Annotated in this window: 17 protein-coding genes and 2 tRNA genes; 8 read left to right on the top strand and 11 right to left on the bottom strand. The window is 64.3% G+C overall.

The window, feature by feature from the left end; translation table 11 throughout:
- Window positions 1-153: 153 nt before the first annotated feature.
- Entirely contained in the window at window positions 154-846 is a 693-nt protein-coding gene (locus ACQKPE_RS10470; protein WP_427665527.1) for a DUF1266 domain-containing protein, read from the top strand.
- Window positions 843-3488 carry a molecular chaperone DnaJ gene (locus ACQKPE_RS10465; protein ID WP_427665525.1) on the top strand — a complete coding sequence of 882 codons (2646 nt, stop codon included), beginning with the start codon at window positions 843-845 and terminating at the stop codon, window positions 3486-3488. Before ACQKPE_RS10470 ends, ACQKPE_RS10465 begins: the two co-directional genes overlap by 4 nt.
- On the opposite strand, the gene ACQKPE_RS10460 is transcribed toward ACQKPE_RS10465, so the two are convergent.
- Complete coding sequence (locus ACQKPE_RS10460; RefSeq protein ID WP_427665523.1) at window positions 3482-5188, bottom strand: Hsp70 family protein; 1707 nt, start codon at window positions 5186-5188, stop codon at window positions 3482-3484. The genes ACQKPE_RS10465 and ACQKPE_RS10460 overlap by 7 nt on opposite strands.
- A 157-nt stretch (window positions 5189-5345) precedes the next feature.
- On the opposite strand from ACQKPE_RS10460, the gene ACQKPE_RS10455 reads away from it, so the two are divergent.
- A complete protein-coding gene (locus ACQKPE_RS10455) occupies window positions 5346-5726 on the top strand; it encodes a COG4315 family predicted lipoprotein (protein ID WP_427665522.1) in 381 nt (126 codons plus the stop codon).
- Between the two features lie 125 nt (window positions 5727-5851).
- On the opposite strand, the gene ACQKPE_RS10450 is transcribed toward ACQKPE_RS10455, so the two are convergent.
- Window positions 5852-5928: transfer RNA gene (locus tag ACQKPE_RS10450), tRNA-Asp, on the bottom strand.
- Window positions 5929-5941: 13 nt separating this feature from the next.
- A tRNA-Val gene (locus ACQKPE_RS10445) sits at window positions 5942-6017 on the bottom strand.
- 206 nt (window positions 6018-6223) lie between these two features.
- Between ACQKPE_RS10445 and rdgC the strand changes: the two genes are divergently transcribed.
- Window positions 6224-7144 carry a recombination-associated protein RdgC gene (rdgC, locus tag ACQKPE_RS10440; protein WP_427665520.1) on the top strand — a complete coding sequence of 307 codons (921 nt, stop codon included), beginning with the start codon at window positions 6224-6226 and terminating at the stop codon, window positions 7142-7144.
- Window positions 7145-7333: 189 nt separating this feature from the next.
- Window positions 7334-7651, top strand: coding sequence for a quaternary ammonium compound efflux SMR transporter SugE (gene sugE, locus ACQKPE_RS10435; protein WP_427665518.1), 318 nt, complete (start codon window positions 7334-7336; stop codon window positions 7649-7651).
- 17 nt (window positions 7652-7668) lie between these two features.
- Here the strand turns inward: sugE and ACQKPE_RS10430 are convergent, their stop codons facing one another.
- The 5 genes from ACQKPE_RS10430 to ACQKPE_RS10410 form a co-directional block, all read right to left on the bottom strand.
- Window positions 7669-9543 carry an MFS transporter gene (locus tag ACQKPE_RS10430; protein ID WP_427665517.1) on the bottom strand — a complete coding sequence of 625 codons (1875 nt, stop codon included), beginning with the start codon at window positions 9541-9543 and terminating at the stop codon, window positions 7669-7671.
- Between the two features lie 172 nt (window positions 9544-9715).
- Window positions 9716-11017, bottom strand: a complete 1302-nt coding sequence (locus ACQKPE_RS10425; RefSeq protein WP_427665515.1) for an SLC13 family permease — start codon at window positions 11015-11017, stop codon at window positions 9716-9718.
- Window positions 11018-11047: 30 nt separating this feature from the next.
- Entirely contained in the window at window positions 11048-11881 is an 834-nt protein-coding gene (locus ACQKPE_RS10420; protein ID WP_427665513.1) for an amidohydrolase family protein, read from the bottom strand.
- A gap of 172 nt (window positions 11882-12053) precedes the next feature.
- Window positions 12054-12785, bottom strand: a complete 732-nt coding sequence (locus ACQKPE_RS10415; protein WP_427665511.1) for a GntR family transcriptional regulator — start codon at window positions 12783-12785, stop codon at window positions 12054-12056.
- A 108-nt stretch (window positions 12786-12893) separates the two neighbouring features.
- Window positions 12894-13769 (bottom strand): EAL domain-containing protein, encoded by an 876-nt coding sequence (locus ACQKPE_RS10410; protein WP_427665543.1) that lies wholly within the window; start codon window positions 13767-13769, stop codon window positions 12894-12896.
- A 120-nt stretch (window positions 13770-13889) separates the two neighbouring features.
- Here ACQKPE_RS10410 and ACQKPE_RS10405 point away from each other — a divergent pair, with 120 nt between their 5' ends.
- Window positions 13890-14894 (top strand): AraC family transcriptional regulator, encoded by a 1005-nt coding sequence (locus ACQKPE_RS10405; protein ID WP_427665510.1) that lies wholly within the window; start codon window positions 13890-13892, stop codon window positions 14892-14894.
- Between the two features lie 3 nt (window positions 14895-14897).
- On the opposite strand, the gene ACQKPE_RS10400 is transcribed toward ACQKPE_RS10405, so the two are convergent.
- Entirely contained in the window at window positions 14898-16034 is a 1137-nt protein-coding gene (locus ACQKPE_RS10400) for a TDT family transporter (protein WP_427665508.1), read from the bottom strand.
- Between the two features lie 168 nt (window positions 16035-16202).
- Here ACQKPE_RS10400 and ACQKPE_RS10395 point away from each other — a divergent pair, with 168 nt between their 5' ends.
- Window positions 16203-17390 (top strand): MFS transporter, encoded by a 1188-nt coding sequence (locus ACQKPE_RS10395; protein WP_427665506.1) that lies wholly within the window; start codon window positions 16203-16205, stop codon window positions 17388-17390.
- Between the two features lie 107 nt (window positions 17391-17497).
- Window positions 17498-20974, top strand: a complete 3477-nt coding sequence (locus ACQKPE_RS10390; protein WP_427665504.1) for a hybrid sensor histidine kinase/response regulator — start codon at window positions 17498-17500, stop codon at window positions 20972-20974.
- Here ACQKPE_RS10390 and rmuC read toward each other — a convergent pair.
- Together rmuC and ACQKPE_RS10380 are read right to left on the bottom strand one after the other, a co-directional pair.
- Window positions 20946-22304 (bottom strand): DNA recombination protein RmuC, encoded by a 1359-nt coding sequence (gene rmuC, locus ACQKPE_RS10385; protein WP_427665541.1) that lies wholly within the window; start codon window positions 22302-22304, stop codon window positions 20946-20948. The genes ACQKPE_RS10390 and rmuC overlap by 29 nt on opposite strands.
- Window positions 22305-22484: 180 nt before the next feature.
- On the bottom strand, window positions 22485-22889 hold the full coding sequence (locus ACQKPE_RS10380) for a tetratricopeptide repeat protein (protein ID WP_427665502.1): 405 nt from the start codon (window positions 22887-22889) through the stop codon (window positions 22485-22487).
- Window positions 22890-23039 lie beyond the last annotated feature (150 nt).

Genomic DNA, 23039 nt, shown 5'->3' with positions numbered 1-23039 from the left:
TATTCACCCAAAGCCCGGGCCCCAAAGCCAACACCAAAACCAAAACCAAAACCAAAACCAAAGAGAGCGAGTAAAACCGCAAACTGCATTGCTCCATTCCACACCCAATCTCTACAATCCCAGCCATCTTCAAAGCGGCCCAGGACCCCCTTCATGGATGAAAACGCCCAGCACTGGCTCCATGCCCTCTCCGCCCCCATGGCCGCCCTCAACGGCGCCAGCTACACCGCCCCCGACTACCACGAAGACGAAGACCGCACCGACCTCGAACGCTGGTGGGGCATCGCCAACCGCGCCCAGCTGCTGGACATGCTCGGCATGGCCGACAACGGCCACGCCAGCGAACTGAGCGAAGCCTACTGGCAGTTCCAGCGCTGCCTCCCCAGCCAGTGGCAAGCACTGCTCGAACGCCTCCCCCTGCGCGAACGAACCAAGCACGAATACGCCGCCCGCACCTTCCCCGACTGCGGCCCCGGCGGCACCCGCGCCTGGGACCTCGGCCGCATGAGCTTCCTGCTGCGCGCCGGCGTGAAGAAAGGCTTCGTCACCCCCGAAGAAAGCCTCTACCTGCATCACCGCCTGGCCCTGCGTGCCCGCCACTACTACAACAACTGGAACAGCTACCTGGCCGGCTACCTGTTCGGCAAGGCCCTGTGGAACGTCGCAGACAGCAGCGACGAAACCCTGGCCGCCCACCTCGAACGCCAAGGCAGCGAACACTGGAACCGCTGCATCCTGCTCAATATCCGCCTCGGCGCCGACCCCCTGCTCGCCAGCCTGGCCTGGGACATGCCCCTGCCAGAACCGCAACGCCCAAGCTCACTGCAAGAGGACTGCTGGTCATGAGTTGCTGGATCCGCCTGGGCATCGAACCGACCCAGGACCTGAACACCATCCGCCAGGCCTACCGCAGCCGCCTGCCGGCGCATCACCCCGAGACCGACCCGGAAGGCTTCCAAGCCTTGCGCGAAGCCTACGAGCAAGCCCAGCGCCTGGCTCGCGAGCACGATGCCCTGGCCGGTGCGCCCGAACCTGTGGAACAGGACGAACCCCACACCGCCCTCCAGGGTTTCCACCAGTTGCTGGAAGAACCCGCACTGCGCTTCGACCCGCACGCCTGGCAGCGCTATATCGCCGAACTCGACGAACTGCCGCTGGAGCAGTTGGAGGACGTCAGCAGCCAGCTGCTGCATGGCCTGCGTCACTGCGGCCCGATCTCCCACGCCTGCGCCAAGCTGCTGGCCGAGCGCCTGGGCTGGGCCGGCCAGGTGCTGCGCATGGACGACGCCCAGGAGGTCGAGGCATTCCTTGCCCGCCTGGCCGAGCCTGACCCATTCGACACCCTCTTGATGCGCGACTGGCCGCCGACCACGCAACTGGAAACCCTGTGGTATTTCCGCAGCCTGGCCTTCTGCTTCGAACAACGCCCGCTGTTCGAGTTCGAGCACTTCGCCAGCCAACACACCTGCCTGGCGATCCCCGACGATGAGGCGTTGGTGCAGCGCCTGACAGAGCAGTTCAGCCAGGCCGGCATCGCCAGCCCGACCTTCAATACCCTGCTCCAAGAACGCCACGCCCAGGCCCCCGATGACGCCGACCTGCTCTACCTGCTGGCGCGCCAGGCCGATGCCCTGGGCGACCAGCAGCAGGCACAGGCCTGCTGGCTGCAATTGTGGCGCGAACACCGCCACCCCCTGGCCGAACGCTGGCTGCTCGAGCTGTGCGCACGCCAGCAGCCCCAGCGCCTGCCCTTGCTGATCCAGGCTCTGGACACGCAACACCCACCCACCACCTGGCCCACTGACCTCGCCGACCCGGCCCAGGCCTTCGGCAGCCCGGCGCAGGCGCCACAAACCCTGGCGCGCTGGTCCTGGGCCGCGCGCCTGGGGCTCGATGGCATTGCCGCGACCTTCATCGACTGGTGCCTGGATGGCGACGACGAACTGCCGCTGCTCGCTTGGCTGCTGCAAGACCAGCCCGACCACGCCCTGCACCGTCTGTACTGGCAGGCCTGGGCCTTGCAGCGCGGCGAGGCCGGGTTACTGCGCAGCATCCTGGCCGAACGCCCGGGCGACGAGCTGTTCGACGCATTGATTCTCGAAGGTTTCCAACAACAGGCGCAACGGCACCTGCACTGGCTGGAGCACTCGCCGGTGGTGCAGGAGCTGGTACGTTTCTGCGCCAGCGACGCACCAAACCCGAGCCTTCCCGAGGCACTGGACGAAGAACATAACCGCCCGGTCTGCCGCGAATGGCTGCGCCGCGTGCGAACCTACTCGGCCCCAGCCCTGCTCGGCCTGAACCGCCACTTCGAAATGCGCCGCCTGTTCACCGTGCCGTTCGCCCTGGTGACCCAAGGCGAACTGGCCGACAACGGCATCCTGCTGCCGCCCATGCCCAAAGGCGAAGCCTTGTGGCACTGGCATCGCCAGCAGCTGTTCATGCTGGCGCTGGCCGACCAGCCGGAACGCTGGATGGCCATGCTTCCCGATGGCCTGGCCCAGCAACTGGCCTACCCAATCGACCATCCGTTCGTCGCCACCCACCAGCTATTGCTCGAACAACAGGCCGACGGCCACAGCAACGCGCTGCTGGGCTGGCTGGACGATCACGACCCGCTGCAAGCCTTCATCGCCAGCCGCCTGCTGACACTGGCCTATGTCTTCAACGCCAGCCGCCTGCCCAGTGCCAAACGCTTGCTGGAGTGCCTGGAGAACGACACCGACACCCTCGACGAGCACCCACTGGGCTACTTGCTGCTGTGCGCAGTGCTGTGCCACGACCCCGCGCTCGACGGCCAGCAACGTGCACGCCTGCGCGATCGACTGGACGCCCTGGACAATGACAGCCCGTGGTTCGCGCCACTGCGTGACGGGCTGGTCAAGGGCAAGGTCAAGACCCTTGCGCGCCACACGCTGGAACAGGAGGAAGGCGTCGACACGCAGATGTTCAACGACGCCCTGAAAGCCTTCAACCACCTGGTCGACGACTGCACCACCCCGCCCACCCGCCTGCTCATGCGCTTGCAGAAAGGCAAGGACGACCCCGCCCAGGACACCGGCCTGCGCTGCGCGATCATGGCCTTGCTGGGGTGGTCCGAGCGCTTGCTGGTGGAGCATGCCGCCAAGCTCGCTACGCCGCCTTGGGCGGTCTGGCGCCTGGGCAGCCGCATTGGCCGTGGCGACCTGGCGGCGCAATTGGTGGTGATGATGTTGATCGGTGTGGCCGCGCGGGCCTACAGCATCACTCTGGTGCTGCTGGCACTGCTGGTACTCAGCGCGCTGCTACGGCGCCTGCGTGACTTGGGCAGGGGCGTGCCGACGCTGGTGTTGCTGGTGATGGCCAGCCGCTTGCTGCCGGTGCTGCCGTTCGTGCTGCTAGGGCTGCCGGGCGACAAGCTGCCGAACCGCTACGGCCCCTCACCCGGCGCGCCGGACCAACTGCAGGATGGCCTGCAAGTGGCCTTGCGCCGGCTGATCCATCAGTAGCTCAGCTCGTCCAGCGCCTGGCTCAAGTGCTGGCGCTGGCGGCTGATTTCCCCTGCCTGCTGGCCTGCCAGCACGGCATTGAAGGCATCCAGCCAACTGCCGATCAGCTCGCGCTCATCGCCCAGGCTCTGCATCCAGGCCCGCTCCAGACGGGCCAGCAGGGTGCGGTTGGGCAAGGCGTCGCGGGGGTGGATCTTCAGGCCGGCCAAGCGTTCGTGGCTGGCCTGGCGGGCAACGGCATCAAGGCCGGTGGGGCTGCGGTCGATACTGTGGCTGTGCTTCTGCCCGGTCTCGAGGAAGGTCACGTCCACTTCCAGCAGGCCGTTGATGTCGTAGCTGAAACGTACGTCCAGCGATTGCACCTGGCCGGTCTGCTGCAACGGGATGTCGAAACTGTCCACCAGGATGTTGTCGCGCACCCAGGGGCGCTCGCCTTGGTACACCGCGATGCGCACATACTTCTGCTCGGGGTGGCTGCTGAAGAAGCGCTGCACGCGGGAGGTGGGGATGACGGTATTGCGCTCGATGATCGGCGAGAACGCGCCAGTGACTTCCTCGCCACGTGACGAGGCCACACCCAGGGTGTAGGGGCAAACGTCGGTGAGGATCAGCTCGTCGATGGCTGCGTCGCGGGCCTTGCAGGCGGCCTGGCTGGCAGCGCCGAGGGCGACGATGGTGTCGGGGTCCAGGTGCCGGTAGGGCAAGCGGCCAAACAGCTTGGCCACCAGTTGCTGGACCTGCACCATGCGCGTGGCACCGCCTACCAGCACCAGGCTGTCCAGCTCGCGTGGACTCAATCGGGCATCGCGCAGGGCCTGCTCGATCGGTGTACGCACCCGCGCCAAAAGGGGCGCCCAGATCGCTTGCAGCTTGAGGTCGTCGAGCTGCCATTCGCGGGCCTGGCCATCACCGCTCCAGGTAAGTGTGCGCGTGCCCTCGCCCAAGCTTCGCTTGAGCTGCTCGACGGCATCGTGAAGGCTGGCCAGGGCCTGGGGTTCGAGCTGCTCGGCCTTGAGCTGCCAGTCACGCAGGCAGGCGGCGAGCAGGGCGTCGGTGAAATCCTCACCGCCTAGGTAGTTGTCGCCGGTCGAGGCATGCACCTCGATCAGCGGCAGGGCGTACTCCAGCACGGTGACATCGAAGGTGCCGCCGCCCAGGTCGAATACCAGGGTGCGTTCGAACTTCTGCTCGTGCAGGCCGTACGCCATGGCGGCGGCAGTGGGCTCATTGATCAGCCGCTGCACCTTGAGGCCAGCGAGCTCGGCGGCGAACACCGTGCGCTTGCGCTGCTCGTCGCTGAAATAGGCCGGCACCGAGATCACCGCTTCGCTCACCGGGCAGCCCAACCAGGCCTCGGCATCCTGCTTCAGCGAGCCCAGCACCAGGGCCGAGAGTTCCTCGGGGGTGAACGAATGCTCGCCAAGCTCGAAACGCTTGTCGCTGCCCATGAAACGCTTGAAGGCCGCTGCGCTGCGCTGCGGGTGGGTGGTCAGGCGGGCACGTGCGGCGCTGCCGACCAGAATGCTGCCGTCGTCGTCGACACTGACCACCGAAGGGGTCAGCACCTCACCCAGGGCGTTGGCGATCAGCTGCGCCTTGCCGTCCTGCCAGACGGCGATAAGGCTGTTGGTGGTGCCCAGGTCGATGCCCAGCAAAGGGGTGGCCTGCGTGGTGGAGGGAGCGGTACTGGCATCCTGCATGGTCGGTCTCTTGCTCGCGGTATGAGGGCGATTCTGACGCAATGGGGCGCTGAGTTGAAGGCCGCGAACGACACGCGCACATGTCGTGGAATAAACCACAACTGCCAGTCGTTCTCCCTGCATCACCCACACAACAGCAATACTGAAGAGGCCTACCATGTTGAAAAAAACCACCCTCGCACTCTCTCTCACCCTCAGCTGCCTGTCGGGCCTGGCCATGGCGGCCACCCCGGCGACCGTCGCCGACACCGCCCTGGGCAAGGTGCTGGTCGACAGCAAGGGCATGACCCTCTACACCTTCGCCAAGGACAGCGCTGGCAAGTCCGCCTGCAACGGCCCTTGCGCGCAGAACTGGCCACCGCTGGCTGCGGGCGCCTACGCCAAGGACGGTGATGGCTACAGCGTGATCACCCGCGACGACGGCAGCAAGCAATGGGCCTACAAGGACCTGCCACTGTACGGTTGGGTCAAGGATTCGAAGCCGGGCGATACCACCGGCGAAGGTGTCGGCCAGGCCTGGCACGTGGCCAAGCCCTGAGGCAAGGGCGCGAGGGTGTCGATGCGACACCCTCTCCATGGCAGGAAGCAGAAACAAAAAAAGCGACCCTAAGGTCGCTTTCTTTGTGGCTTCCGGGTGTTCAGTGGGCCCTGGAAGCTTGAATATGGCGCGGCGGACGGGACTCGAACCCGCGACCCCCGGCGTGACAGGCCGGTATTCTAACCGACTGAACTACCGCCGCGCTATACATCGAGTGGTGGGTGATGACGGGATCGAACCGCCGACCCTCTGCTTGTAAGGCAGATGCTCTCCCGGCTGAGCTAATCACCCTTCGTCTCGGTGTGGCGCGCATTCTACGGATGACGTACTACCCTGGCAAGCACTTTTTTAAAAAAATTTTGCAGTGCTTTCAACGACCTAGCATCACCACCCTTTTCTTCCTTATTTATCCGCTGCTGGCCCTCTGACAGGGTTGGCCGCGAACACGCTCTCGGAGAATAATGCCCGCCTTATGCATTAAGGAGAGACACCCCCTCATGTGGTTCAAGAACCTGCTGACCTACCGCCTGACCCAGGACATCCCGTTCGAGCCCGAAGCGCTGGAGGCCGCCCTGGCCAGCAAGCCGGCCCGACCCTGTGCCAGCCAGGAGCTGACCACCTACGGTTTCGTCGCCCCGTTCGGCAAGGGCGCGGACGCCCCCTTGGTGCACGTCAGCGGTGAGTTCCTGCTGATCGCCGCCCGCAAGGAAGAGCGCATCCTGCCCAGCAGCGTGGTCAACGATGCGGTCAAGGAGAAGGTCGAGGAAATCGAGACCGAGCAGATGCGCAAGGTCTACAAGAAGGAGCGCGACCAGATCAAGGACGAGATCATCCAGGCCTTCCTGCCGCGCGCGTTCATCCGCCGCTCGATGATCTTCGCAGCCATCGCCCCGCGCCTGGGCCTGATCCTGGTCAACTCGGCCAGCGCCAAGCGCGCCGAAGACCTGTTGTCGACCCTGCGCGAAGTGATGGGCTCGCTGCCGGTGCGCCCGGTCACGGTCAAGATCGCCCCGACCGCCACCATGACTGACTGGGTCAAGTCGCAACAGGCCGCCGAAGGCTTCTATGTGCTGGACGAGTGCGAGCTGCGCGACACCGCCGAAGATGGCGGCATCGTGCGCTGCAAGCGCCAGGACCTGACCGGCGAGGAAATCCAGCTGCACCTGAGCACCGGCAAGGTGGTGACCCAGCTGGCCCTGGCCTGGCAGGACAAGCTGTCGTTCGTGCTGGACGACAAGACCGTGATCAAGCGCCTGAAGTTCGAGGAGCTGCTGCAAGAGCAGGCCGAGCAGGATGCGGGCGATGAGGCCGAGCAGCAGTTCGATGCCAGCTTCAACTTGATGATGATGACCTTCAGCGAGTTCCTGCCGGTGCTGTTCGAAGCGCTGGGTGGCGAAGAGATTCCGCAAGGGGTCTGACTTTCGTCTTGCCTGTGCCGCCCTCTTCGCGGGTTTACCCGCGAAAAGGGCGACACCGCGACCACTGATCCCCAGAGGTTGCCCTTCCCTCGGCAAATGTGCACTATAGTGCGCACTGTGAGGACGGCCTCACGACGCACCGCGTAAGCATCCGGGGACGGCCCCATCATTCAACGATGGAGACACACCATGTCCTGGATCATCCTGTTCTTCGCCGGCCTGTTCGAAGTCGGCTGGGCTGTCGGCCTGAAGTACACCGACGGCTTCACCCGCCCCCTCCCTACCGCATTGACCGTTGGCGCCATGGTCATCAGCCTTGGCCTTTTGGGCCTGGCCATGAAGGAACTGCCACTGGGCACCGCCTACGCGATCTGGACCGGCGTCGGCGCGGTCGGCACCGTCATCGCCGGTATCATCCTGTTCGGCGAGTCGATGGCGCTGGTGCGCCTGCTCAGCGTTGCGCTGATCGTCGCCGGGCTGATCGGCCTGAAGGTCAGCGCCAGCTGACCTTTGCCCTTCCCCTCCTAACGTAGATCGCCGCGCAAGGCACTGACCTTCTCGCGCAGCGCCTCAGGCTGCGCCGCCTCCACCGGGATGGCGGCGCCCGCCACGATCGTCACCCGCGACCACAGGCGGCGGAACAGGCCCTTGGCCGGGTCGCGGCTGAAGAAGCTGCCCCACAGGCCCTGCAACGCCAGGGGAATCACCGGCACCGGGGTTTCCTGGAGGATGCGGCTTACCCCACTCTTGAACACATCGATCTCACCGTCGGCAGTCAGCTTGCCCTCGGGGAAGATGCACACCACCTCCCCGTCCGCCAGGTACTGGGCGATGCGCGCGAAGGCCCGCTCGTAGGTCGCCTCGTCCTCGCCACGCCCGGCGATGGGCACCGCCCCAGCGGTACGGAACACGAAGTTGAGCAGCGGCAGGTTGTAGATCTTGTAGTACATGACGAAGCGAATCGGCCGGCGAATGGCCCCGGCAATCAGCAATGCATCGACGAACGACACATGGTTGCACACCAGCAACGCCGCCCCTTCGTCGGGAATACGCTGCAACTCGCGGTGCTCCACGCGGTACATGGAATGGCTGAGCAGCCAGATCATGAAGCGCATGGTGAACTCCGGCACGATGCGGAAGATGTACGCGTTCACCGCGATATTGAGCAGCGACACCACCAGGAACAGCTGCGGGATGCTCAGCTCGGCCAGGCTCAGCAACACGATGGTGATGATCGCCGATACCACCATGAACAACGCGTTGAGAATGTTGTTGGCGGCGATCACCCGCGCGCGCTCATGCTCGGCCGTGCGCGCCTGGATCAAGGCATACAGCGGCACGATATAGAAGCCGCCGAACACCCCCAGGCCGACGATCGACAGCAGGATCCACCAGGCCTGGCCCATGCCCAGCAGCGCCAGCCAGTCGTGCGGTGCAGCGCCTGCCGGCACGTCGCCCGAATGCCACCACCAGAGCAGCCCGAACAGCGTCAGGCCGAACGAGCCGAAGGGCACCAGGCCGATCTCCACCTTGCGACCGCTCAAGCGTTCGCACAACAGCGAGCCTGCTGCGATGCCCACCGAGAACAAGGTGAGCACCAGGGTCACCACGGTTTCGTCGCCGTGCAGCCAGTCCTTGGAATAGGCCGGGATCTGCGTCAGGTAGATGGCCCCGACAAACCAGAACCACGAGTTGCCGACGATCGAGCGCGACACCGCCGGGGTTTGCCCCAGGCCCAGGCGCAGCGTGGCCCAGGACTGGGTGAAGATGTTCCAGTCCAGTTTCATCTGCGGCGACACCGCTGCCGCCCGCGGAATCCAGCGGCTGGCGAGGTAGCCCAGCACTGCCGTGCCGACCACCCCGACCGCCACCACGCCGGTGTAGCTGGCCGAGGACATCATCACCCCGGCACCGATGGTGCCCGCCAGAATGGCCAGGAAGGTGCCCATTTCCACCAGGCCGTTGCCGCCCACCAGCTCGTCCTCGCGCAACGCCTGGGGCAGAATCGAATACTTCACCGGGCCGAACAGCGCCGAATGGGTGCCCATGGCGAACAGCGCCAGCAGCATCAACGGGAGGTTGTGGGTGACGAAGCCGGTGGCACCGATGGCCATGATGACGATCTCGGCCAGCTTGATCGCACGGATCAACGCATCCTTGGCGAACTTCTCGCCAAACTGCCCGGCCAGGGCCGAGAACAGGAAGAACGGCAGGATGAACAGCAATGCACACAGGTTGACCCAGATCGAGCGGTCACCTTCCAGGCTCAGCTTGTAGAGGATCGCCAGGATCAACGACTGCTTGAACAGGTTGTCGTTGAAGGCACCCAGCGACTGGGTGACGAAAAACGGCAGGAAGCGCCGCTTGCCAAGCAAGCTGAATTGCGAGGAATGACTCATCGTCCATGTTCCTTTTGGGGGCTTTGTCATTGGAGGCACGCAAGGCGCGGCAAGCCACAAATCTGCATGCGAAGGCCTGCCGATGGCAAGTCGGACAACGCCCTGACGCAAAAAGCTCGGGGCCGCCTGCGCGGCCCCGAGCTTTTTTGGCGCAAGACTGGGTGGTGAGGCTTCAGAGCACGAAGGTCAGCACCAGGTTGAACGCCAACGCTGCGACGAAGCCGATGGGCGCGGCCTTGAACAGCAGCTGCGGAAACAGCGCAGTGCGGCTCTGTTCGTTGCTGCAAGCGCCGAGGATCAGGCTGCCGCCCGAGGGGAACGGCGAAATCGAGGTGGCTTGGGCACCGGCCACGATGGCGATGAACAGGATCATCGGGTCGATCCCCATGCTATCGGCAATCGGCAGCACCATCGGGAACAGCGCCGGAGTGACCACGCCCAGGGTGCTGGAGAAGATCGACATGAACGCCGCCACCGCACCGAACACCACCGGCACCAGGATCGGCGGGATGCTGTTGCCGATCCACGAGGCCAGGATGCCGATGGTCCCCGCCTTGATCGCCACGGCAATCAGCATGCCCACGCCGCAGATTATCACCAGCGTGCCCCATGGCACGCTGGCCATGGCCTTGCGCTCGTCACCCAGCTTGAGCAGCAGGGCGATCACCGAGAACAGGCTAGCCACCAGGCCAATGTCCATCTTCGAATTGATGAACGCCACGCTGGCGTTGTCCGGCAAAGCGATACTCGCCACCGGCGCGGCCAGTACGATCAGCATCATCGCCAAGGTCAACCACAGGGTGGTCTTCTGCTGGCTGTTCAGCGGGGTCGGCGCACTGATGCTGAACGCGGTGGTTTTCAACGCACGACCGTGGCCGGCGAAGAAGACAAACACACTGATCACCAGCAATGGGATGATCAGGGTGCTGATGAAGATGCCGGTCGCCTGGATGAACGCTTCGTTGTCGCTGAGGCCGGCATTGGTCATCAGCCCGCGGAAGATGATGCCGCTTTGGCTGGACATGAAGTTGGCGCCACTCAGTGCCCCATAGTTCACCGCCATGCCACCGACGATCAAGCTCATGCCAGTACGTTGGCACAGCATCAGGGTGATCGGCGCCATGAACGCCAGCACGGTGTAGTAGCCCGCCCCCATCGCGGCGATCAGCGTGGCGGCGAAGAACACCGCGAACGGCAGCAACTGCGGCACTGCGCGGCAATGGTAGATCAAATGTTCGGCGAGCTTCTCCAGCGTGCCATTGACTGTGGCGAAGCTGTAGAACAGGCACACCGAGAAAATCACGAAGAAGATCTTCAGTGGCCACAGGGTGATGATTTCCGACGGGCTCAGGCCCATGCCGAAACAACCGATCAGGTAGGCAAAGGCAATGGCGAACAGGCCGATGTTGATCTTGGTCTTGTAGCCCAGAGCCACGGCGGCAACGATAGCTGCAACGACGAGCATGCTCATCATGGTGTAGGTGTTCCTGTTGTAGTGCGAATATCAGCGCGAACGGTCGAAGCCGAACAACTTTATCGGGTTCACGACCAGCACCTGGCGGCGCTCGGTGGTATCGGGTAGCAGCGCCTCGAAGAAGGCGTACTGTTCTGCGTAGCTGGTCTGTTGCTCGAACTGGGTGTTGGGCCAGTCGCTGCCCCATAGCAAGCGCTGCAGTCCCCCCGCCGCCTGGCGCACCTGGGCCAGTACCCTGCGGGCCTTGGCCAGATCCGACTGGCTACGGTAGCTGGCCGACAGCTTCAACCAGAGGTTCGGCTCCGCCAGCAAGTGCAGGAAAAGACGGTGATTGTCGTTCTCAGGGTCGATGTCAGCACCCGGCAAGCCGAAATGATCGACCACCACATCCACCCCACAGGCCAGCAGGGGCGGCACGATCAACACCAGGTCGTCCAGGCCGCGCTGGATCTCGACCTGCCAGCCACGGCCGGCCAGGCGCTTGAACAGGGTCATCCACTCGGGGCCGGCATAATCGTCAGGCGACACGCCGATCAGGTTCAGGCGAATGCCGACCACGCCGGCTTCGGCCAACTCATCGAGCTGCTGCTCGCTGATGCTCGCGTCCACCACCGCCACCGCCCGCAGACGTTGCGGGTGACGGCGCAGGGCCTGGAGCATGTAGCTGTTATCGGTGCCCAGGAAACTCGGTTGGATGAGTACCCCGTGGGACAGCCCATGGCGATCCAGATGGCACAGGTACTGTTCGATCAGCGCATCGTAGCCAGGGCTGTAGCGACGGTTGCGCACCATCGGCAAGTTCTGGCGAAAGATGTGGGCATGGCTATCTATGCCGGTGATGGCGGGAAGACAAGCGGTGTACATGAAGCGGTACTCGGATCGATTGCGTATGGAGTGCCGCCACGATCACATACGGACATCGAGACATATATATGAATTTTCCGAAATGTCGTCATCGGCTGCGCGCGCTTGACCGAGGGCCACGCCAGCAACGAGCTGAGCGGCGGGGCCAGGAGACGCGCAGCTCAACAGGTGTTCAGCGAATATCGACGCGGTAGCGAAAGTGCTGGGCATGTCCGTAGGAGCGTCGCCACTCCAACGGTTTGCCGGCGTAATCCCTGGCCAGGCGCTCGATCACCACCACCGGACAGGCATCGGGCAATTGCAGCAGGTGGCCATGCGTTGGGTCGACCGCTTCGGCGGTCAGGGTTTCTTCGGCAGATGCAACCAACTGCCCGCACAGTGCTTCGTAGATAGGGTAAAGCAGCGGACCCTGGGTGTTCAGGTCGACCTCCAGCAAAGGCTGGAACAGCTGGCCTGGCAGCCAGATCTCTTCAGCCAGCACAGGCTTGGCCTCAAGCAGGCGCAGGCGAACGATGCAGATCACCCCGGCACCAGGCTCGATACCCAGGCCTTGCGCGACCACGGCGGGGGCACTCAACGGCTCGATGGAGAGAATGCGGCTTTGCGGTACCACCCGTTCGCCGGTGGCTGCCTCGAAGCGGAAGAAGCGAAACAGCGAGGACTGGAACTGCGGTCGACGAATGAAGGTGCCACGCCCCTGCTGGCGCTCAAGCACCCCCTCGGCGACCAATGCATCGACCGCCTTGCGCACGGTGCCGACCGACAGGTCGAATTCACTGGCCAGCGCAGCCTCAGGGGGAATGGCGTCGCCCGGACGCCACCGGTTGTTGGCGATCTGCTCGGCCAAGTGGTCGCGCAATTGTTGATAACGGGGCAGGCGCGCGTCGGCTGACAGGGCATTCATGGAAATCGTATTTTCTCTTGCAAACATATACATACAACTTTCAAGCGTATTGATGCCCCCCAAACACTGTCAATCCGAAAATGCCACGACTACAACCAGCGGACAGCTTCATGCATGCGCCAGCAACACCACGCTGGCCACACTCAGCGCAGCAGGGCGCCCAAACAGAAAACCCTGCCCGTTGGCGGCGCCACTGGCCTGGGCAATGGCGAGATCATCGGGCGTTTCGATGCCCTCGACGATCACCTGCTCGCCCAGGCAGCCAGACAACGCCACCAGGCGCTGGAACAGCAGCGCATCGGCCGCGCTGGCGCGTGCGCGATGCAGGTAGCCCTTGTCGATTTTTACCAGCTGCGCGGACAGCTTCCTGACGCAATCAATGGTGCCGAAGCCGGTGCCGAAGTCGTCGATGGCAACCTTTGCGCCCGCCGCACGGAACGCCTGGACGAAGTCCTGGGCCTGCCGCTCGGTGGGCAGTTTCGCCGTTTCGGTGAGTTCCAGGGTCAAGCGCGAGGCAATGGCCGGGTGCTGCTGCAACCGCGCAAGAATGCCCCACCAGTCATCGTCCAGGTGCGCACTTCTTGCCGAGACATTGCACCCCAGTGACAAGGCCGGGGCCTGCTCGAGCATGGCGATCACGGTGGACACCACGCAGTGGTCGAGCAAGCGCACGGTATCGAACTGCTCGAGTATCAGGAACGGGTTATATTTGAAACCGTCACCACGATGACGCAACAGGCATTCGTAATAAAACACCTGCGACGTATGGGTCAGACTGACCACGGGCTGGCCGACAAGATAAAGCTCGCCTTTAACTAACTGTTCATACACCCAACGGACGCCCGGCTGTTCATGACTCAATACTTTTTCAATATCTCGAACACTTCGCTGCACGCCGGTTTCCTTGTTCAGGGTGTGGAGACTATGAACACGAAGTTTCCAAGCACTGTTAAATAACCTTGGCGTTGCGCCCGGGTTGAACATGAGTGCCAATTATCCCGTTCCCGAAACTTCCTTGTATAGTGTCCGCAAGCCCCTGTAGCATGTCCTTGCAAACGTTTGCCACAAGGCGCGCCATTCCCGTCTTTCGAGATCCAACCCTCTATGCCAACCCTCAGGACTGCCAATTTCGAGCTGATGCTGGAGGCTATTTCACAACAGGGCCTTACTCTCGAGGAATACAAACCCGGCGCAACGGCGGCGATCGAACAGGCCGGTGAGTTCATTGCGCTGGAGCGGGTATATGATGTGCTGCGCTGGGCAGCCAAGGCGCTCGACAATCCGGATATTGGCCTGCTCGCCTATCGCCATGCGCACACCGGAAGTTTGAATGCCGCGGGTTATGCAATCATGTCCAGCGCCACCTTGGGTGATGCACTTGAGCGTCTGGTTGAATATCACCCGCTGACCTCCAACGGTTCGGAACTTTCCCTGGAGCGGCAGGCGGGAAGCGTAATGCTCATGGGCATCGAACTTGGCTGCCCTGCCCCACGCCCGTTCATCGACGCCGGGGCGGCATTGATCCTGGGGTTGATCCATTGGCTGGTGCCGGCAGCGCAGGCCATGCCCCTGCGCGTGCAGTTCTCCTACCCACGGCCCAACGACCTGTCGGCGCTGGAGCAGTTGTTCGGCAAGCACTTGAGTTTTTCCGCGCCCTGCTCGGCGCTGGTGTTTGCCGACAGCATCCTGTCGCTGCCGCTGAAGACCGCCAGCCCGGCACTCGAAGCCATTCACCGGCAGTATGCCAATGCGCAGTTGCGTACCCAACTCGACTCCATGAGCAAGCGCATCGAACGCCTGGTGCACCGCTACCTGCACAAAAGCATGCCGCTGACGCTGGAACTGGCTGCCGAAGCGCTGGGGTCGACCCGCCGGAGCCTGCAGAGTGCCCTGGAAGCCGAGGGCGCCAGCTTCAGGGCCCTGCTCGATGAAGAGCGCAAGTACCACGCCCACCAGATGCTGCACTACTCGGAACTGACCGTGAAAACCATCGCCTCGCGGCTGGGCTACTACGAAATCAGCAGCTTCCACAAAAGCTGCCACCGCTGGTTCGGCATGACGCCATCACGCTACCGGGAACAGTGCCTGGGTGCCGGGCCGCACGCCTGACACTCAACGCCCGATGCATGGCGACACGAACAAGTCGCCCCGCCAGGCGCCACGCAAGGTGCGGCTGGCCACCAGCAGCCACATCAAGGCCAGCGCTACCACCAACAGCTGCCCAAACACCAGGAAGAACCCCAACCCGAGCGCGCCCGCCAACTTCAGCGTGGCCAGGCTGTACACCCCCAGCGGGAAGGTGAACCCCCACCAGCCGAGGTTGAAGGGCATGCCCTGGCGCATGTAGCGCCAAGTGATGAGCACGGCGGTGAGCAGCCACCACAAGCCTGCCCCCCACAGCACCAGGCCCGCCACCAGGCCGAGCCCGTGGGCCACTTCACCCAGCCCGCCCAGGCCATTGGCCGCAAAGATCGCCGGGGCATCGCCGCCCAGCAGCAACATGCCCAGCGCACCGGTGCCGATCGGCCCCAGGGCCAGCCAGCTGGACGCAGCCATGTTGGCTGGCGGCAGCTTGTGCAAGGCCATGCGCAACATCAGGATGGTGAGAATGCTGAACGCCACCGGCAACGACACCGCCCACATCACGTAGCTGGTGACCACCACCAGGAACTGGCGCTGCACATCCACCAGGTGCGGGGCCAACAGCCCGCCACTGGCGGCTGCTACCTCCGCAGCCACTACCGGCAACAGCCACACGGCGGTCATCTGGTCGATGCTGTGTTCCTGGCGGGTGAACATCAGGTAGGGAATGGCCACGCCGCACAACAGCGCCAGCGCCACGTCCAGCCACCACAAGGCTTCGACCCACGGCACCACCGCCTGCCCCCAGTGCGCCAGGCCGAACACCAGCGCACCATTGAGCAGCGTGGCCAGGCCCATGGGGATGGTGCCGAAGAACATCGACACGGTGGAGTGGGCGAAGATGCGTCGGGCTTCGTCGAAGAACAACACCCAACGCGCGCCGTACAACACACAGAACAGAATGAACAAGCCGATGCCCAACCACCACAGGCCCTCGGCCAAGGGTGCCAATGCCGGGCTGCCCACCTGGTGCAACGCCAGGGCCAGCACGCCTGTGCCCATGGTTGCGGCGAACCAGTTGGGGGTGAACTGGCGGATCACCTCCCGAGGGTGGGCCAACTGGCTGAACGGGCGCCAAGAAGGTGCGCAAGTCTGGGGGCATTGCATGGGAAGGTTCCTGTCCTCGTGTAAGGTGAAACCATCTTATGCCTGCAAAGAATATCCATATAACGGCTATTTTCTCTATAAGTTATCTATTTTACAGATATAGCGCAGTTACCCTCGCCTGGCCTATGCTTGGGCACCGGCAACCTTTTGAAATACAAGGACGTGGCAATGCTCGCCGCACTCAAGCGCTACCCCACCACGGTGAACCTGCTGTTGCTCACCACGTTCGTATTGACCTTGTCGCGGGCAATCACCCTGCCCTACCTGGTGGTGTATCTGTCAGAAAGCTTTCAGCTGTCGATCAGCCATATCGGCCTGCTGATCGGCGGCGCATTGATCGCTGCCTCGCTGCTCAGCCTCTATGGTGGCCACCTGGTCGACAACCTGCGCAGCTACAGCGTGGTCATCAGCGCCACGCTGGTGTTCGCCCTAGCCTTCGTAGCAGCTATCGCCAGCCGTTCGGCCACCTTGTTCTTCCTTTGCCTGGTGCTGATCAACCTGGCCCTGGCGGTGGTGGACATCGCCAGCAAGGCAGGCTTCTGCGCCTTGCTGCCGGTGGAGGAGCGCGCCGAGGTGTTCGCGATCAAGTACACCCTGAGCAACCTTGGCTATGCCATCGGCCCGCTGCTGGGGGTGGCGCTGCTGGAGCTCGACGGCCACCTGCCGTTCCTGATGTCGGCAGCCATGGGCCTGGCCATGTGCCTGGCCTATCACCGCCTGGCCGACCGCAGCTTGCAACCCAGCGAGCGGCAACAGCCTGGTGCGGGGTTCATGCAGGTGTGCCTGGGGCTTGCGCGCGACCGCCGGCTGGTGTGCTTCACCCTGGGCGGCGCGCTCAGTGCCGTGGTGTTCGGCCAGTTCACCGCCTACCTGTCGCAGTACCTGGTGGTCACCGCCAGTGCCAGCGAGGCGGCGCGGCTGGTGGGCGTGCTGGTGACCACCAACGCAGTCACGGTGATCGCCTTGCAATACCTGATTGGCCGACGCATCGCTCGCCAACAGCTGATGCCCTGGCTGATGGCCGGCATGGCACTGTTCATCGTCGGCTTGCTGGGCTTCTCGGTGGCCGGCTCGGCACTGGCCTGGTGCCTGGCGATGGTGGTGTTCACCCTGGGCGAGATCATCGTGATCCCGGCCGAATACATGTTCATCGACCTGATCGCGCCGGAGCACCTGCGCGGGGTCTACTATGGCGCGCAGAACCTGTCCAACCTGGGCGCGGCGCTGGGGCCGATGATGGTCGGGCTGGTGCTGGGGCACCTGGTGCCAGTGCTGGTGTTCTACCTGATGGTGCTGGCGGTGCTGCTGGCGGGGTTGTTCTATTACCTGGGGACACGGGGCCCGCTGCAAGCCTAGGCCTGCGACGTCCTGCCACTGCGACCTTGGTCTGCGCTGACGAACCGCCAGCTGCGTGCCAGACTGATTGATCGGGACCGCGTTTACCTTTTTGCTCCGGAGTTTGCATGTCGTTGTCCAGCGGGCTGATCGCCGTGGTCGCCCTGGTCTATATGGCCATCATGTTCGCCATCGCCTTCTACGGCGACCGCCGCCGCACACCGCTGCCGCCGCGCCTGCGCGCCTGGGTGTACAGCCTGTCGCTGGCGGTGTACTGCACCAGCTGGACCTTCTTCGGCGCGGTCGGCCAGGCGGCCGAGCAGCTGTGGGCGTTCCTGCCGATCTACCTGGGGCCGGTGCTGCTGTTGCTGTTCGCGCCCTGGGTGCTGCAAAAGATGGTGCTGATCAGCAAGCAGCAGAACATCACCTCGATCGCCGACTTCATCGCCGCACGCTACGGCAAGTCGCAAAGCCTGGCGGTGGTGGTGGCATTGATCTGCCTGGTCGGCGTGCTGCCTTATATCGCCTTGCAGCTCAAGGGCATCGTGCTCGGTGTGAACCTGCTGATCGGCGCCAACGCCGACGCCAGCGGTACCCGGGTGCAGGACACCGCCCTGGTGGTGTCGCTGGTGCTGGCACTGTTTGCCATCGTCTTCGGCACCCGCAACCTGGACGTCACCGAGCACCACCGCGGCATGGTGCTGGCGATCGCCTTCGAATCCCTGATCAAGCTGCTGGCCTTCCTCGCCGTGGGCGTGTTCGTGGTGTTCAACCTGTATGACGGCTTCGACGACCTGCTCGAGCAGGCGCGCCATTCGGTGCGCCTGGAAAGCTACTGGCAGGAAACCATCAACTGGCCGTCGATGGTGGTGCAGACCGCCGTGGCGATGATGGCGATCATCTGCCTGCCGCGGCAGTTCCACGTCACCGTGGTGGAAAACACCGACGCCCAGGACATGCGCCTGGCGCGCTGGGTGTTCCCGCTGTACTTGGTGCTGGCCGCGCTGTTCGTGGTGCCCATCGCCCTGGCCGGGCAGATGCTGCTGGCCGACTCGGTGATCTCCGACTCCTTCGTCATCAGCCTGCCACTGGCCGAGGCGCACCCCAGCCTTGCGCTGCTGGCATTCATCGGCGGCGCTTCGGCCGCCACCGGCATGGTCATCGTCGAGGCGGTGGCGCTGTCGACCATGGTTTCCAACGACATGCTGCTGCCCTGGCTGCTGCGGCGCAACAATGCCGAGCGGCCGTTCGAGGCTTTCCGCCACTGGATGCTCTCGGTGCGCCGGGTGACCATCGTGGTGATCCTGCTGCTGGCCTATGTCAGCTACCGCCTGCTCGGTTCCACCGCGAGCCTGGCGACCATCGGCCAGATCGCCTTCGCCGCCGTGACCCAGCTGACCCCAGCGATGTTCGGCGCGCTGTACTGGAAGCAGGCCAATCGCCGCGGCGTGTTCGCAGGCCTGGCAGCGGGTATCTTCCTGTGGTTCTACACCCTGGTGCTGCCGATCGCCGCGCACAGCGTGGGCTGGTCGCTGTCGCTGTTCCCGGGCCTGGCCTGGCTGCACGGCAACCCGCTGGATCTGCCGATCACCCCGCTGACCCAAGGGGTGGTGCTGTCGCTGGCCGGCAACTTCATGCTGTTCGCCTGGGTGTCGATTCTCTCGCGTACGCGGGTGTCCGAGCACTGGCAGGCGGGGCGCTTCATCGGCCAGCAGACCAGCGCACGGCCTAACAGCCGCTCGTTGCTGGCGGTACAGATCGACGACCTGCTCAACCTTGCCGCGCGCTTCGTCGGCGAGGAGCGCGCCCGGCAAAGCTTCATTCGTTTCGCCTACCGCCAGGGCAAGGGCTTCAACCCCAACCAGAACGCCGATGCCGACTGGATCGAACACACCGAGCGGCTGCTGGCCGGTGTGCTTGGTACCTCCTCGACCCGCGCCGTGGTCAAGGCGGCCATCGAAGGCCGCGACATGCAGCTCGAGGACGTTGTACGCATCGCCGACGAAGCCAGCGAAGTGCTGCAGTTCAACCGCGCCCTGCTGCAAGGCGCCATCGAGAACATCAACCAGGGCATCAGCGTGGTCGACCAGAACCTGCACCTGGTGGCCTGGAACCGCCGCTACCTGGAACTGTTCAACTACCCCGAGGGGCTGATCAGCGTTGGTCGGCCGATCGCCGACATCATTCGCTACAACGCCGACCGCGGCCTGTGCGGGCCCGGCGAGGCGCAGGTACACGTGGCGCGGCGCCTGCACTGGATGCGCCAGGGGCGCGCGCACACCTCCGAGCGCTTGTTCCCCAATGGCCGGGTGATCGAGCTGATCGGCAACCCCATGCCCGGCGGCGGCTTCGTCATGAGCTTCACCGACATCACCCCGTTCCGCGAAGCCGAACAGGCACTCAAGGACGCCAACGAAGGCCTGGAGCAGCGCGTCACCGAGCGCACCCACGAACTGTCACAGCTCAACCAGGCGCTGTCCGAGGCCAAGAGCCATGCCGAGGCGGTCAGCCAGTCGAAGACCCGCTTCCTGGCCGCCGTCAGCCACGACCTGATGCAGCCGCTCAATGCCGCGCGGCTGTTCTCCGCCGCCCTGTCGCAACAGGCCGAGGGGCTGAGCGACGAAGCCCAGCAACTGGTGCAGCACATGGACAGCTCGCTGCGATCGGCCGAAGAATTGATCAGCGACTTGCTGGACATCTCGCGCCTGGAGAACGGCAAGATCACCCCCGATACCAAGCCGTTCCCGCTCAACGAGCTGTTCGACACCCTGGGCGCCGAATTCAAGGTGCTGGCCGCCGAGAAGCATCTGGAATTCCGCCTGCGCGGCAGCCGCCTGCAAGTGCACAGTGACATCAAGCTGCTGCGCCGGGTATTGCAGAACTTCCTGACCAACGCCCTGCGCTATGGCAAAGGCCCGATCCTGCTGGGCGCACGCCGCCAGGGCGAGCAGCTGTGGCTGGAGGTGTGGGACCGCGGCCCGGGTATTGCCGACGACAAGCTGCAAGTGATTTTCCAGGAGTTCAAGCGCCTGGACAGCCACCAGACCCGCGCGGAAAAAGGCCTGGGCCTGGGCCTGGCGATCGCCGATGGCCTGTGCCGGGTGCTCGGGCATACCCTGGCCGTGCGTTCATGGCCAGGCAAGGGCACAGTATTCCGGGTGTGCGTGCCGATCGCCCGGCAACCGCTTGCAGCGCCTGTCGCTGCGGTGGAACAGCAGGGCCAGCCGTTGGCCGGTTTGCAGGTGCTGTGCGTGGACAACGAAGACAGCATCCTGATCGGCATGAACAGCCTGCTCGGCCGCTGGGGCTGCCAGGTATGGACCGCCCGCAACCGCGACGAATGCGAGGCGCTGCTGGCCAAAGGCATGCGCCCGCACCTGGCGCTGGTGGACTACCACCTGGACGACGGCGAGACCGGCACCGGCCTGATGGCCTGGCTACGCACCCGCTTGGGCGAGCCGGTGCCGGGGGTGGTGATCAGCGCCGATGGGCGCAACGAAACCATCGCCCAGGTCCATGCAGCAGGGCTCGACTACCTGGCCAAGCCGGTCAAGCCGGCGGCCCTGCGCGCCCTGCTCAATCGGCATCTGAGCCTGGTTCAGTAAGGGCTTCGTCGCTCAGCGCGCGTTCCAGCAAGTCGGCCGGCAAGCTCTTGCTGGCACGGGCGCCGAGCAGCTTGAGCTGCTCGCTGCGGCTGACCAGGTTGCCGCGCCCCTCGCAGAGCTTGTTGCGCGCCGCCGCGTAGGCTTTGTCTACCTGCTGCAGGCGTGCGCCCAGCTCGTCCAGGTCCTGGATGAACAGCACGAACTTGTCGTACAGCCAACCGGCGCGCTCGGCGATCTCGCGGGCGTTCTGCCCTTGGCGCTCCTGCTTCCACAGGCTGTCGATCACCCGCAGGGTGGCCAGCAAGGTGGTCGGGCTGACGATCACGATCTGCCGGTCGAAGGCCTCCTGGAACAGCGTCGGCTCGGCTTGCAGGGCCGCCGAGAAGGCTGCCTCGATGGGCACGAACAGCAGCACGAAGTCCAGGCTGTGCAGGCCTTCGAGGCGGCTGTAGTCCTTGCTCGACAAACCCTTCACATGGCTGCGCAACGACTGCACGTGCTGCTTGAGCGCCGCCTCGTCGTTGCCAGCGACGAACTGCTGGTAGGCGGTGAGGCTGACCTTGGCATCGACCACCACCTGCTTGTCGCCCGGCAGCATGATCAGCACGTCCGGCTGGAAGCGCTCGCCATCGGCACTCTTGAGGCTGACCTGGGTCTGGTACTCGCGGCCTTTCTCCAGGCCCGCATGCTCCAATACCCGCTCCAGGATCAACTCGCCCCAGTTGCCCTGGGTTTTCTGGCCCTTGAGTGCCTGGGTCAGGTTGGTAGCTTCATCGGACAGGCGCAGGTTGAGCTGTTGCAGGCGCTCAAGTTCCTTGCCCAGGGAGAAACGCTCGCGGGCTTCCTGCTGGTAGCTTTCCTCGACGCGCTTCTCGAACGCCTGGATACGCTCCTTGAGCGGGTCGAGCAACTGGCCCAGGTGCTGCTGACTGGTCTGGGCGAAGCGCTGTTCGCGCTCGTCGAAGATGCGCGTGGCCATTTCGGCGAACTGGGCACGCAGGGTGTCGCGGGCGCCCTGGAGGTCTTCCAGGCGCTGTTGGTGGCTTTCCTGCTGTTCATGCAGCTCGGCTTCGAGGCGTGCCGCCTGGGCCTCGAGACGGCGCAGCTCGGCTTCGCGGCCAGCCCGCTCGAGTTGCCAGGCGTGGGCGGCGTCGCGCGCGTTGTCGCGGTCGATCTGCAGCAGTTCGAGCTCGCGGCCCTGGGCCGCCAGGCTGGCCTGCTTGTGGGCGTTGGCTTCACTGAGGTCGCTGATTTCATCGCGACAGGCCTCGAGCTGCGCCTGCAAACCTTCCTGGGCCAGTTGGGCAGCGTTGAGGCGTTCTTCGCTCAACGCCATTTCACCCTGGCGCGCCGCCAGGCGGCGCTGTACCTGCCATGCCCACCCCAGGCATGGCACCGCGGCGGCGATGATGCCCAACAGAATACTGGCCAGGTCCACTGCCATGCTTGCTCCGATATCGGTTTGAATGCTGGGTGCAGCTTACTCGGTTTTTGCCCGGTCTTGACCGGCCTACCCGCCCTGCATCAACAACCGCCGTGCTTCCTGCGAGCCCTGCTCCGCCGCCAGCTCCAGCCAATGGCGCGCCTGCTCGGGCGCATGGGCCTGGCACAGGCGGCCGTATTCGAGCTGCGCGCGCCGGTCGCCTGCACGGGCGGCCTGGCGCAGCAGTTCGTGGCCAATACGGCGGTCCCGTGCGTTGCCGCAGTCGCGACAGAGCATCTGCCCCAGACGGCTCTGGGCCACCACCACGCCCTGGCGTGCGGGCTGCTTGAGCAAGCGCCCGGCCAGGTGCTTGACGCTGGTTTTTTCACCCAGGCGCGGGCTATCCAGCAGCCATAGCGCCACTTTCAGGGAAAACCGAGCGGAAGAAGGGGATGCCGGGGATTGTGCGAGGGGTTTACCACGAAACTTCATGACCAACAGCTAGGCAGATTCGAAAAGCGCGCCACTCTACTCTCTTTTTCTGACAAAGGCGCGGATGAAATATTGCCGTTCGGGAAATTTTTCATGGCGCTTTTCTTGACGTTTTTCAGGCGACTCAGCGCGACGTGCCATGTGCGAGGA

The organism is Pseudomonas sp. NPDC089554 (assembly GCF_050280645.1).
Taxonomy (GTDB): domain Bacteria; phylum Pseudomonadota; class Gammaproteobacteria; order Pseudomonadales; family Pseudomonadaceae; genus Aquipseudomonas.
Note: the sequence above shows the minus strand (reverse complement) of the source record. Positions and strands in the feature narration are given on the sequence as shown.